Below are 13,144 nucleotides of genomic sequence, written 5' to 3'. Positions count from 1 at the left end.
CCCACTTCCGGTGGCGGGGCCAAATTGTGGAACTTTTTGGGCTTTTACTGGTTTTGTGCGCTCGGCGGCTCGGGCACCCATCCATCACGCTGGCGCTCGGGGCACGCCCCCTTCACCGCCGCGCCGCCCACATCCGCCCGGGCGGACCACCGCGGGCGCACGCACCCAGCCGAGAGGGTGCCAGGCACCGCCGGGCCCCGCGCCGATGCACACGCCACACCCGGCCGAGCGCACATCCGGTAACCGAGCGCACATCCCGGACCATGTGCGCTCGATCACGGGATGTGCGCTCGGCGGGCACCGCACGGCGGCTCAGGCACCGCACGCCGCAGCACGCACGCCGCACGCCGCACGCCGCAGCACCGCACGCCGCAGCACGCACGCCGCAGCACCAGGACCGCCCGCGGGTCAGGGGATGAGGGAGCCGCCGGTGGCGATCAGCTGCACGGCGAGGAGGAGGGCGGCGAGCATGACGAGGCGGAAGACGTTCCGCCCGGGCTGCCGCCGGAGGGCCGCGACAGCTGCCGCAACGGCCACCGCGACGACCGCGGCGAAGAAGACCCAGGCGAGGGGGGCGACGGCGCCGTCCGCCGAGCCCACCAGCACCGCGACACCGCCGCCGATCACACCGAGGGCCGCGAGCACCGCGGATGCGGTCGCCCCAATCCGGTGCGGAAGACCCCGCACACCGGTGCGCCGGTCATCGTCGAGATCGGGCAGGACGTTCGCCAGGTGCACCGCGGCGCCGAGCACGGCTCCGGCGATGCCCGCCCAGATCGGCGCCGGGACGGGGTCGGCGGACGACAGCGTCGCGACCGAGGGCAGCAGCCCGAAGCTGAGCAGGAACGGCACGATCGAGAACGCCGTCTTCTTGAGTCCGGCGTTGTACGACCAGGCGGAGGCGAGCAGGATCGCGTGGGCGAGCAGCATCCGCCATCCGAGGGGCGCCGAGAGCGCCAGGGCGACGACGAGCGCTCCGAGCGCCGTGACCCACGCGGTGCGCAGGCCGACATCGCCCCGGGCGATCGGCTTGTCGGTGCGTCCGACGGCCCGGTCGCGGGCCGCGTCGATCGCGTCGTTCGAGATGCCGACGGAGAGCTGCCCGAAGAACACCGCGGCGGCCAGCAGCGCGAGGCGCCACGGCTCGAGGCCGGAGACGATCCCGAGCGCCAGCGAGAGCGCCGTCACGACGCAGGTGGGCCCGGGGTGCGAAGACGCCCACAGCGCTCGGACGCGGATCATGCTCCGACGCTACGCGCTCGGACGCCCGTCGCGGTGCGGCACGGCCCCGAATGCCGCGAGCACCCGCCGACGCGATCCGAGATCGGATGCGTCGACGGGTGCTCGTGATGAGACCTGCCGGCGGGTCAGTCCTCCAGCTCGGCCTCGACGACCTCTTCCTCGGGGCCCGTGCTGGTGAGCACCAGCTGCGAGCCGGAGGCATCCACATCCACGCGCACCACGTCGCCGTCGCGCACGCCGCCGGAGAGGATGGCCATGGCCAGGCGGTCCTGGATCTCAGACTGGATGAGGCGACGCAGCGGCCGCGCACCGAACACCGGGTCGTAGCCGGCTTCGGCAAGCCATGCCCGCGCGTCGGGGGTGACGGCGAGCGTCAGACGACGGTCCTTCAGGCGGCGCTGCAGGGCGTCGACCGAGAGCTCCACGATCTGGGCCAGGTCGTCCTGCGTGAGCGCCTCGAACATGACGGTGTCGTCGAGCCGGTTGAGGAACTCGGGCCGGAACGCCTGCCGTAGCAGAACCTGCACCTGCTCGCGCTTCTCAGCGGCCGACAGCGTCGGGTCGATCAGGATCGGCGACCCCAGGTTCGAGGTGAGGATGAGGATGACGTTGCGGAAATCGACCGTGCGGCCCTGTCCGTCGGTGAGACGCCCGTCATCCATGACCTGGAGCAGCACGTCGAACACCTCGGGGTGCGCCTTCTCGACCTCGTCGAGCAGCACGACCGAGTAGGGGCGTCGCCGCACGGCCTCGGTCAGCTGACCGCCCTGCTCGTAGCCCACGTATCCGGGAGGGGCCCCGACCAGACGCGACACCGAGTGCTTCTCGCCGTACTCCGACATGTCGATGCGCACCATGGCGTGCTCGTCGTCGAAGAGGAACTCGGCGAGCGCCTTGGCGAGCTCGGTCTTGCCGACGCCGGTGGGCCCGAGGAAGAGGAACGAACCGGTGGGCCGGTTCGGGTCGCTGATGCCGGCGCGCGAGCGGCGAACCGCATCCGCGACGGCCTTCACGGCCGGCTTCTGCCCGATGAGACGCTTGCCCAGCTCGGATTCGAGGTGCACGAGCTTCTGCGTCTCGCCCTGCAGCAGCCGCCCCACCGGGATGCCGGTCCAGGCGGCGATGACCGCGGCGATGTCCTCGTCGGTGACCTGGTCGTTGACCATGCGCTCACCGCCGCTCGACTCGGCGCGCTCGGCCTCGGCGACCTCGCGCTCGAGCGCGGGGATCTCGGCGTAGAGCAGGCGCGATGCCCGCTCCAGCTTGCCTTCGCGCTGCGCACGCTCGGCCTCGACGCGCGCGGCGTCCAACCGGGTCTTGAGGTCGCCGACGCGGTTGAGCGACGCGCGTTCGGTCTCCCAACGCGCCTGCAGCTCACCGAGGCGCGCCTCTTCGGCGGCCAGATCGGTGCGGAGCTTCTCGAGACGCTCGCGCGAGGCCGGGTCCTTCTCCTTCTTGAGCGCGAGCTCTTCGAGCTTCAACCGGTCGACGTGCCGGCGCAGCTCGTCGATCTCGAGCGGCGCCGAGTCGATCTCCATGCGCAGCCGCGACGCGGCCTCGTCGATCAGGTCGATGGCCTTGTCGGGCAGCTGACGCGAGGGGATGTAGCGGTTCGAGAGCGCGGCGGCGGCCACCAGCGCACCGTCGGCGATGGCGACCTTGTGATGCGCCTCGTAGCGCTCCTTGAGCCCGCGGAGGATCGCGACGGTGTCTTCGACGTTGGGCTCGCCCACGTAGACCTGCTGGAAGCGACGTTCGAGCGCCGCATCCTTCTCGATGAACTCGCGGTACTCGTCGAGCGTGGTGGCGCCGATCAGGCGCAGCTCACCGCGCGCGAGCATGGGCTTGAGCATGTTGGATGCGGCGACGGAGCCTTCTCCGCCACCCGCGCCCATCAGCACATGCAGCTCGTCGATGAACGTGATCACGCGTCCGTCGGACTCGGTGATCTCCTTGAGCACGCTCTTCAGGCGCTCCTCGAACTGCCCGCGGTACATCGCACCGGCGACCAGCGCCGAGATGTCGAGCGAGACGAGCTCCTTGTTCTTCAGCGACTCGGCGACGTCGCCGGCGACGATGCGCTGGGCGAGGCCCTCGACGACGGCCGTCTTGCCGACGCCGGGCTCGCCGATGAGGACGGGGTTGTTCTTGGTGCGCCGGGTGAGCACCTGACTGACGCGACGGATCTCGCTGTCGCGTCCGATGACGGGGTCGAGCTTTCCCTGGCGGGCCCGCTCGGTGAGGTTGATGCCGAACTGCTCGAGGGCGCTCTGCGCCTCCTCCTGTCCCGGCTGTTGTGTGGCGTTCATGTGTCTCCTGAAATCTGTGCGCTCAAACTTGAGCTTGCTTGACTCAAGTTTAGCACCGCGACGTCGGCGCCGCTAGATCCGGAACAACAACGCCTCAGGCCACGGATGCCGCCGGCACGGCCGCGAGCGACGGCGCACCCGCGCCCGCGTCGGACACGTCGTCGTCGTGACACGCGAAGCGCGCGCGATAGGCGGTGGGGGTCACGCTCAGCACGCGGGCGAAGTTCTGACGCAGCACCGCCGCCGATCCGAAGCCGCACTCGTCGGCGATGCGGTCGAGGCCGAGGTCGGTCTGCTCCAGCAGGCGCTGCGCGTGCAGAACGCGCTGCCGCCCGACCCAGGCCGCGGGCGTCGCGCCCATGTCGGCCTTGAACCGCCGCGCGAACGTGCGCGGCGACATGTGCGCCTTGGTCGCCAGCTGCTCGACCGTCAGATCCAGCCGCAGGTTCTCCATCATCCAGTCGATGACCGGCGCCAGCGAGAGCGACGTGGCCTGCGGGATGGGGCGGGCGATGAACTGGGCCTGCCCGCCCTCGCGCTGGGGGGCGACGACCATGCGGCGAGCGATCGTGTTCGTCGCCTCCGCCCCCAGCTCCTGGCGCAGCAGGTGGAGGCAGGCGTCGAGACCGGCCGCGGTGCCGGCGCTCGTGATGACCTTGCCGTCCTGCACGTAGAGCACATCCGGGTCGATCTCGATCCCCGGGTACATGTCCGACATGCGCTGCGTGTACATCCAGTGGGTCGTGGCGCGGCGGCCGTCGAGCACACCGGAGGCCGCGAGGACGAACGAACCGCTGCACACGCTGAGCAGCCAGGCCCCGCGGTCGGCGGCGCGGCGCAGCAGCACCGCCAGCCGGTCGTCGATCTCTCCCCACCGCGCCCGGGGGATCGGGGTCACCACGACCAGGTCCGCGTCGTCGGCGAACGACAGGTCGTTGTCGACGTTGATCGAGAACCCGAGGTTCGACGGCACGACGCCCGGCTCGAGGGCGCACACCCGGAAGTCGAACGGCTCGATGCCGTCGTCGGACCGGTCGAGGCCGAAGGCCTCGCAGGCGAGTCCGAACTCGAAGGGCGTGAACCCGGGCTGCACGATGACGGCGACGGTCTTCATCCATTGCTCCGATCGGGGCTTGGCAGGAAACACGTGATGTGTGACCATCCTGCCACTCGTGGCGTCATCCCGCTACCCGTAGCTTTTCTGCCATGGTCGCATTTCTCATCATCGGCGCTCTCGCAGCGCTCAGCATCGTCGCCACGATCGTGGTCGTCGCCCGTGACGGGTATCGTCCCGTCCGCACCGACCACACCCGCATCCCAGCGCCCGAGCGCGCCGCCCGCACGGCCCCCACCCGCGGAGGATCAGCGAGCGGCGAGCGAGCGGACGGTGTCGAGCAGCGTGGTCGCGGACCGCGTCCACGCGAAGCGGGCGATGTGCTCCGACCCGGCCGCGATCACGCGGGCGCGCTCGGCGTCGTCGTCGAGGGTCCGGACGGCGGCGGCGAAGGCCGCGGGATTGTGCGGGTCGACGTAGAGCGCGCCGTTGCCCGCCACCTCGCGGAAGATCGGGAGATCGGTCACGACGGCGGGGACTCCGAGCTCGAGCGCCTCGGCGATCGGCAGGCCGTACCCCTCGTCGAGGCTGGTGGTCGCGAGCAGGGCGCGGTCGGCCAGCAGCGCCGCGTACTCCGCGTCGGTCACACCGTCGTGGAAGACCACATCCGCGCCGGCGGGGACGAGCGCCGCGAGCTCGGCTCGCCGGTCCGGTGAGATGCGGCTGAGCAGGTGCAGCGTGCGGCCGGGCAGATCGGCCATCGCACGCACCAGCGTGGCGACGTTCTTGTACGGCATGAACGAGCCCATGTAGACGATGTTGCGCACCGGGCCGTCGCTGACGACCGCCGTGTCGCCCAGGTACTCGGCGAGGCGCTGCGGCGCGTTCGGGATGACCACGACCGGACGCTTGGTGAGGCGTACGGCGGCGAACTGGCGGGCGCTGGTCTCGCTCACGGTGGCGACCGCATCCGCCGCATCGAGCGTGATGCGCTGGGGCACGTAGCTCAGGTGGAAGAGCCGCCAGCCCAGTCGCACCGGCGCGGGCAGGTCGCGCGGCGGGGTGCGGTGACGGTAGTAGATCGTGTCGTGCAGCGTGAGGATGAGGCGGAACCGGCGCCCCATCGACCCGATGGTCTGCATCGGGGAGAACACCACATCCGGCTCGAAGCGGTTCAGCAGGCGGGCCGTGAACGGCTCGCGCCACGAGGTCGGCGCGTGGATGGCGAGCGTCGACGCCCCCTCCGGCAGGAGCGGGATCTGCGCCGCATCGTGGATGAGGAACGTCACCTCGACACCGGCCTCCGGCGCGGCCGCGAACGTCGCCGCCGCGAGCTCGGCCGAGTACCGGCTGATGCCGTCGTGGAAGTCCGTGCGGATGTACCGGGCGTCGAAGAACAGCCGCACGGGTGCCGCCGCGCTCACGGCGTGACCGGCTGGCCCCGGTAGAGCTTCTCGAACGTGTCGAGCGTGCGGTCGATGTCGTGGATCTCGACTCCGGACAGCGAGCCCTGCTGCAGCGCGCTGTACTCCTCGGGCGACGCGGTGAGCACCCGCGTGAGCTTCTCGGCGAGGTCGTCGGCGTCCTGCGGCCGGAACAGCCAGCCGTTCTCGCCGTCGTGCACGAGGTGCGGCAGCGCGAGCGCGTCGGCGGCGACGACGGGAAGCCCCGACGCCATGGCCTCCATCGTGGCGATGGACTGCAGCTCGGCGATCGAGGGCATCGCGAAGACCGACGCGCGCGTGTACATCTTGCGCAGGTCGTCCTCCTCGACGCGGCCGTGGAAGGTCACCCGGTCACCGAGATTCAGCTGCTGCACGAGGGCGTCGAGCGACTTGCGCTGGTCGCCGCCGCCGACCACGTCGACCGTCACGTCGAGCGCCGGGTCGAGCTTGGTCACCGCGTGCAGCAGCGTGTCGATGTGCTTCTCGGTGGTCAGGCGGCCGACGAACAGGATGCGGTTCGCGTCGCGCTGACCGAGCGAGGGCGTGTACCCGGAGGCGTCGATGCCGCAGCTGATCGGGATGACGCCGTCGATGTCGATCGTCGTCTCGAGGAACTCGGCGGCACGGCGCGTGGGCGTCGTCACGGCGCGCGCCATGTGGAACGTGCGCGAGGCGTCGTCCCAGGCCAGCTTCAGGAACAGCTTGTCGAGCAGCGGCGGCAGCGTCGTGAAGTCGAGGATGTTCTCGGCCATGACGTGGTTCGTCGCGATCACCGGGATGCCGCGCTTGCGCGCTTCGCGGATGAGCCCGCGCCCGATCACGATGTGCGACTGGATGTGGACGACGTCCGGCTTGACGCTGTCGAGCACTCCGCGCGAGTAGTGCTTTGCGCGCCACGGCCACACGAACCGCAGCCAGTCGTGCGGGGGCCAGCGCACCGCGGGGATGCGGTGCACCGTCACGGGTACGCCCTCGATGATCTCGGTGGCCGGCGGGAACCGCCGGTAGCGCTGGGACGGTGCCATGACGTGCACGTCGTGGCCGCGCGCCGACAGGCCTGCGGCCAGGCGCTCGGCGAAGCGTGCGGCACCGTTGACGTCGGGGGCGAAGGTGTCGCATCCGATCACGATCGTCAACGGACGCTCGGCGCTCTCCGACGGGGGGAGGTCGGGGATCGAGGGGGAAGTCACGGGGTGGTGGCTGCCTAACTCTGAAGTCTCGTGCGCGGGGTCTGCGCAGGGTTCCCCACTGTACCCGAGCACCCCGCAGCGCTCTCGGAGGCGCCCCGGCCTACCCTGGGCTCATGCACCGATTGCAGGCAGACGCCGATCCGGCCCTCTGGGTCGCCGCCACCGGTTCGCTCGGACTCCGCGGACGCCGACACCGCAAGCGCGCGATCGGGATGCTGCTCGCCCAGGCGAACGGCGCGGCCGGCGCGACGCCGCGACCGGGCAGCGGGGTCGCCGCGTGGCTCATGAGCCAGGCCGCTCCCCTGCTGCTGCGTCGGGCGGACGGCCGCGTTCTGGCGTGGATGTGGAAGGCCGATCCGGAGCTCGTCGTGCTGCTCGCGCAGGTGCAGGAGGCCACGCCCCAGTTGCGCACCGCCCGCGCGATGATGCCCATGGAGTACGACGACACCGAGGACTTCCGCACCCCCTACCTGGGCACCGGCGAGAAGCTGCTCGTCGACCTGCCGCCGACGCCGCAGACGCCGCCGTTCGCGACCTACACCTGGGACACGGGAACGCACTTCGTGACCCTCAACGCCGTGTTCGGCGACCGGGAACGCGTGGGCACGGTCCTCGCGGCGGTCGACGACGTGGCCCGCACCTTGCGCCTGGCCGACGACATCCCGCTGGACGAGGCGGGACCCGTGCTGCGCATCGACCCGACCGGCCCCGCCGGCCGATGATGGCCGAGCATCCGCCGACGCGCCGCGTCGAGATCACCCTGCACAAGCCCTGGTACGCGCTGTGGGCAGGCGTCCGCCCCACACTGGTCGTGGCCGGACGCGGCCAGCCGGCGCAGTGGGGGCTCGGCACCTGGCAGCTGCCGGCCGACGTCCCCGTCACGGTGGGCGTCTACCTGTTCAACCGCCTGTGGCGCTTCGGCCGGGCGGAGATCACCCTCGACCCGGCCGAACCGCCCGCCCTCCGCTACCGGGCGCCGGTGCTCGCCGTGCTGCCCGGCCGCCTCGGAGGCGCGCCGGGCACCCGCTCACCGCGCTGAGGTCGACCCGTCGCCGTCGGCGGCGGGAGGAGCGTCGAGCGCCGGTCCGCCCGGTGCCGCCGGGCCGCCCGGGGCCACGGGCGCGCCGGGGGCCACCGGACCCCCGGGCAGCACGCCGCCACCGGCTGCCTCGGCCGCCGCCGCGTCGTCGGGCTGCGCGGGCGACTCGACGATCGCGGCGCCCTCGTTCGCCGCCTGCTCGAACTGCGAGCGGTACAGGCGCCAGTACGCGCCCTCGGCGGCGATGAGCTCGTCGTGCGTGCCCTGCTCGACGATGTCGCCGTGCTCCATCACGAGGATCAGGTCGGCGTCACGGATGGTCGAGAGGCGGTGCGCGATCACGAACGACGTGCGTCCCTCGCGGAGCGCCGCCATCGCGTGCTGCAGCAGCAGCTCGGTGCGGGTGTCGACCGCGCTGGTGGCCTCGTCGAGGATCAGCACCGCGGGTCGGGCCACGAAGGCGCGGGCGATCGTGATCAGCTGCTTCTCTCCGGCCGAGACGTTGGACGCATCCTCGTCGAGGACGGTGTCGTAACCGTCGGGCAGCGTCTGCACGAACGGGTCGACGCGGGTGGCGACCGCCGCGGCGATCACCTCGTCGTCCGTCGCCGTCGCGCGCCCGTACCGGATGTTCTCGAGGATGCTGCCGGCGAAGAGCCACGGATCCTGCAGCACCATGCCGGTGCGGGAGCGCACGTCGTTGCGGGTGAGCTCGCCGATGTCCTGCCCGTCGAGGAGGATCCGCCCGCCGTCGAGCTCGTAGAAACGCATGATCAGGTTGACCAGGGTGGTCTTGCCGGCACCGGTCGGACCGACGATCGCCACCGTCTGGCCGGGCTCCACGCGGAACGAGAGGTCGGTGATGAGGGGCTTGTCGGGCGCGTACGCGAAGGCGACGTGCTCGAACTCGATGACGCCGGCGCCGTGCGCGGGGGCGGGGGCGTCCTCGTCGTCGGGCTCCTGCTCCTCGGCGTCGAGCAGCTCGAACACCCGCTCGGCCGAGGCCGTGCCGGACTGGATGACCGCGGCCATGCCGCCGAGCTCCGACAGCGGCTGCGTGAACTGCTGCGAGTACTGGATGAACGCCTGCACGTCGCCGAGCCGCAGCTGGCCGCCGGCGACCATGAGCGCCCCGAGCACCGCGATGCCGACGTACGTCAGGTTTCCGATGAACATCATGCCCGGCATGATGATGCCCGAGAGGAACTGGGCCCGGAAGCTGGCCTGGAACAGCTCTTCGTTCTCGATCTGGAACTTCTCGCGGGCGTCCGCCTCGCGGCCGTAGACCTTGACGAGGGCGTGGCCCGAAAACGACTCCTCGACACGGGCGTTGAGGCGCCCGACCTTGCGCCACTGCGTCGCGAACGACTTCTGCGAGCGCGGTCCGATGACGCCGAAGATGACGGCCATCAGCGGCAGCGAGATGAGCGCGACGAGCGCCAGCTGCCAGGAGATCGAGAACATCATCACGAGCACGCCGACGACCGTGAGCACCGACGTGACCACCGTCGACAGCGATTGCTGCATCGTCTGGGTGATGTTGTCGATGTCGTTGGTCACGCGGGAGATGAGCTCCCCGCGCTGCACCCGGTCGAAGTACGCCAGCGGCAGGCGGTTGATCTTGGCCTCGACCGACTCCCGGAGCCGCCACATCGTGCGCACCATGATGATGTTGATCATGAAGCCCTGGAACCAGGTGAGCACGGCGGAGCCGATGTAGATCGCGAGGGCTGCCATCGTGACGACGCGCAGCCGCTCGAAGTCGACGCCCGCGCCGACGGCGAAGTCGGGCATGGCGCTGACGATGTTGGCGATGTCGTTCTGACCGGCCGCTTGCAGCGCCGCGATGACGTCGGCCTGCGAGGTGCCGACCGGGAACTGCCCGCCGAGCCCCGCGGAGACGGCGCCCTCGAAGATGACGTTCGTCGCGTCGCCGAGCACGCGGGGGGCGATGACCGCGAGCAGGACGCCCGCGGCGCCGGCCAGCGAGACCAGGACGAAGGCCAGCGCGTGCGGGCGGAGCAGCCCGATCAGGCGGGCGAAGGACCGCCCGAAGTTGGCGGCCTTGCCCGGCGCGACCGAATCCCAGTCGCCCGACGACTGCCGGGCCTGCTCGGCCAGCTCGAGTTCGAGACGTTCTTCCTCGGTGAGGGTGTCCGGCGTGCTCATGCGTCCACTCCCAGCTGCGATTCGACGATCTCGCGGTACGTGTCGTTGCTGGCCAGCAGCTGCTCGTGCGTGCCGACGCCCACCATCCGCCCGCCGTCGAGGACGACGATCCGGTCGGCGCCGGTGACCGACGAGATGCGCTGCGCGACCACGATCTTCGTGGTGTCGGGCAGCTCCCGCCAGAGCGCGCTGCGCAATCGGGCGTCGGTGCGCAGATCGAGCGCGGAGAAGGAGTCGTCGAAGACGAACACGTCGGGCCGGTGCACGATCGCACGCGCGATCGCCAGGCGCTGACGCTGGCCACCCGACACGTTCGTGCCGCCCTGCGCGATGCGGGCCTCGAGGCCGCCGGTCATCTCGGAAACGAAGTCGCGCGCCTGCGCGATCTCGAGCGCCGCCCAGAGCTCGTCGTCGGTCGCGTCCTCGCGTCCGAACCGGAGGTTGGAGGCGACGGTGCCGGTGAACAGGAACGGTCGCTGCGGCACGAGCCCGATGCTCTGCCAGAGGCGGTCGAGGTCGGCCTCGCGCACGTCGACACCGCCGACGCTCACCGCTCCGGCGGTCGCATCGAACAGGCGCGGGATGAGCGAGACGAGCGTCGTCTTGCCCGAGCCGGTCGACCCGACGATCGCGACGGTCTCGCCGGGCTCGGCGCGGAAGGTGATGCCCTGCAGCACCGGCGACTGCGCGCCCGGGTAGCTGAACGCGACATCCTCGAACGCGATGCTGCCCGGCGCCGGCTGGACGGTGACCGGCGCCGTGGGACGCACGAGCCCGCCGTCGGCGGCGAGGACCTCGCCGATGCGCTCGGCCGAGACCGCGGCGCGCGGGATCATGATCGTCATGAAGCTGGCCATCAGGACCCCCATGAGGATCTGACCGACGTACTGCATGAACGCGAAGAGCGTGCCGATCTCGACGTTGCCCTGGTCGACCTGGATGCCGCCGAACCAGATGACGCCCACGACGGTGACGTTCAGCACGAGCATGGCCAGGGGGAACAGCAGGACGAAGAGCGAGCCGACCTTGCGGCCGATCACCATGATGTCGGTGTTGGCGACGCGGAACCGGCTCTCCTCGATGTCCTCGCGCACGAACGCGCGGACGACGCGGACGCCGGTCAGCTGTTCGCGCATGACGCGGTTGACGGCGTCGAGCTTGGACTGGAACTGCCGGAACAGCGGCACCATCCGGGCGATGATGAGGCCGGCGACCAGCAGGAGCGCGGGCACGGCGACGGCGATCAGCCAGCTGAGCCCGAGGTCCTGCTGCACCGCCATCACGATGCCGCCGATCGCGAGCAGCGGCGCGGTCACGAGCATCGTGGCGCCCATCATCGCGAGCATCTGCACCTGCTGCACGTCGTTCGTGTTGCGGGTGATGAGCGACCCGGGGCCGAACTGCGACACCTCGCGCTCGGAGAATCCGCTCACCTTCTCGAAGACGTCGCGGCGGATGTCGCGGCCGGCGGCCATGGCCGCGCGTGCCGCGAAGAACGTGGCGATGATCGACGCGGTGATCTGACCGAGCGAGATCGCCAGCATGAGCGTCCCGGTCGACCAGATGAACGCGGTGTCGCCCTGGGCGACGCCCTTGTCGATGATGTCGGCGTTCAGCCGAGGCAAGTACAGCGACGCCATCGCCGAGGCGAACTGGAACACGAGAAGTCCCAGCAGCAGCCAGCGGTACGGCGCCAGGTAGCGGACGAGCAGCTTTCCGAGCACGGCGGTCCCCGATCGATGTCGGCGCGCCCGGCCGCGCGCCGCGAATCAGACTAGGCCTCCCTTCCGACACGCGCATCCACCCGTGGGCGGAGCCTGCCGCGCCGCTCAGGCGGGAGGGGTGGCGTCCGGAGCCGCGCCGCGTGCGCGCAGCTCGGCTTCGAGGTGATGGATGTCGCCTCGCGTCGCGGCGAGCTGATCGGGGTTGTCGCGGGTGACGCGCTCCATGACCCACGAGGAGAAGGTCGCGACGATGAGGCCCACCAGCACGACGCCCCCCATCATGAGGCCGACGGCGACGATGCGCCCGGGCACGGTGACCGGCGTGTAGTCGCCGTAGCCGACGGTCGTCACCGTGCAGAAGGCCCACCACACCGCGTCCCCGAAGCCCGTGATCGTGGCGCCGGGGGCGTCGCGCTCGAATCCCAGCACGGTGACCGAGGCGGTCCAGATGAGCAGCAACGCCGCGCCGATGCCGTAGATCAGCATCCGACTGCGCAGCGAGCTCGCCGCCGTCCGGGTGAACGAGGCGATGCGCGTGAACGCACCGAGCAGCCGCACAGGGCGCAGCACCGGCAGGAGCGCGACCGCCAGGTCGAACAGGTGGGTGCGGAACCACCGTGCGCGCGGCTTCGACATGGCCAGCCGCACCAGGTAGTCGGCGATGAACATGGCCCAGGTGAGGGCGATGATCGACCTGGTCAGGATCGCCCAGTCACCGCGCACGTCGCCCACGACGTGGATGGTCTGGGTCACGATGAACACGAGGGCCGCGACCGTGAGCGGCCAGTAGGTCGCGCTCTCCCAGCGCCGCGTCGCCGCCGTCTCGCCCCGCGGGTCGCCCTCCGTGTGCGTCTTCGCCCTGCTCATCCCAGCACTCTAGGGCCCCCGCCCTTCGCCGACACGGCCCGTCGCGCGCATGCGCGCGACGGGGCGGGCGGGGGTGCTCCGGCAGCCTCCGCCGCGCGCCCCGCG

At 71.1% G+C, this 13,144-nt stretch carries 10 protein-coding genes; 2 read left to right on the top strand and 8 right to left on the bottom strand.

The window, feature by feature from the left end:
- Nucleotides 1–408 precede the first annotated feature (408 nt).
- The 5 genes from AB0N73_RS15940 to AB0N73_RS15920 form a co-directional block, all read right to left on the bottom strand.
- Nucleotides 409–1,242 carry a UbiA family prenyltransferase gene (locus AB0N73_RS15940; RefSeq protein ID WP_363565272.1) on the bottom strand — a complete coding sequence of 278 codons (834 nt, stop codon included), beginning with the start codon at nucleotides 1,240–1,242 and terminating at the stop codon, nucleotides 409–411.
- A gap of 125 nt (nucleotides 1,243–1,367) precedes the next feature.
- The gene (locus tag AB0N73_RS15935; protein WP_363565270.1) at nucleotides 1,368–3,551 is read right to left on the bottom strand and encodes an AAA family ATPase; all 2,184 of its coding nucleotides are present in this window, start codon (nucleotides 3,549–3,551) and stop codon (nucleotides 1,368–1,370) included.
- Between the two features lie 94 nt (nucleotides 3,552–3,645).
- Nucleotides 3,646–4,665 (bottom strand): helix-turn-helix domain-containing protein, encoded by a 1,020-nt coding sequence (locus AB0N73_RS15930; protein WP_363565268.1) that lies wholly within the window; start codon nucleotides 4,663–4,665, stop codon nucleotides 3,646–3,648.
- A gap of 248 nt (nucleotides 4,666–4,913) precedes the next feature.
- Complete coding sequence (locus AB0N73_RS15925; protein ID WP_363565274.1) at nucleotides 4,914–6,011, bottom strand: glycosyltransferase; 1,098 nt, start codon at nucleotides 6,009–6,011, stop codon at nucleotides 4,914–4,916.
- A 14-nt stretch (nucleotides 6,012–6,025) separates the two neighbouring features.
- Nucleotides 6,026–7,240 (bottom strand): glycosyltransferase, encoded by a 1,215-nt coding sequence (locus AB0N73_RS15920; protein ID WP_363565266.1) that lies wholly within the window; start codon nucleotides 7,238–7,240, stop codon nucleotides 6,026–6,028.
- Between the two features lie 113 nt (nucleotides 7,241–7,353).
- Here AB0N73_RS15920 and AB0N73_RS15915 point away from each other — a divergent pair, with 113 nt between their 5' ends.
- Complete coding sequence (locus AB0N73_RS15915; protein WP_363565264.1) at nucleotides 7,354–7,962, top strand: hypothetical protein; 609 nt, start codon at nucleotides 7,354–7,356, stop codon at nucleotides 7,960–7,962.
- Complete coding sequence (locus tag AB0N73_RS15910) at nucleotides 7,962–8,279, top strand: hypothetical protein (protein ID WP_363565262.1); 318 nt, start codon at nucleotides 7,962–7,964, stop codon at nucleotides 8,277–8,279. The genes AB0N73_RS15915 and AB0N73_RS15910 overlap by 1 nt, the downstream gene beginning before the upstream one ends.
- On the opposite strand, the gene AB0N73_RS15905 is transcribed toward AB0N73_RS15910, so the two are convergent.
- The 3 genes from AB0N73_RS15905 to AB0N73_RS15895 form a co-directional block, all read right to left on the bottom strand.
- On the bottom strand, nucleotides 8,268–10,448 hold the full coding sequence (locus AB0N73_RS15905) for an ABC transporter ATP-binding protein (RefSeq protein ID WP_363565260.1): 2,181 nt from the start codon (nucleotides 10,446–10,448) through the stop codon (nucleotides 8,268–8,270). The genes AB0N73_RS15910 and AB0N73_RS15905 overlap by 12 nt on opposite strands.
- On the bottom strand, nucleotides 10,445–12,172 hold the full coding sequence (locus AB0N73_RS15900; RefSeq protein ID WP_363565258.1) for an ABC transporter ATP-binding protein: 1,728 nt from the start codon (nucleotides 12,170–12,172) through the stop codon (nucleotides 10,445–10,447). Before AB0N73_RS15900 ends, AB0N73_RS15905 begins: the two co-directional genes overlap by 4 nt.
- Before the next feature lie 105 nt (nucleotides 12,173–12,277).
- Nucleotides 12,278–13,039, bottom strand: a complete 762-nt coding sequence (locus AB0N73_RS15895) for an ion channel (RefSeq protein WP_363565256.1) — start codon at nucleotides 13,037–13,039, stop codon at nucleotides 12,278–12,280.
- Nucleotides 13,040–13,144 lie beyond the last annotated feature (105 nt).

Source organism: Microbacterium sp. NPDC089189, from assembly GCF_040685095.1.
GTDB lineage: Bacteria > Actinomycetota > Actinomycetes > Actinomycetales > Microbacteriaceae > Microbacterium.
Note: the sequence above shows the minus strand (reverse complement) of the source record. Positions and strands in the feature narration are given on the sequence as shown.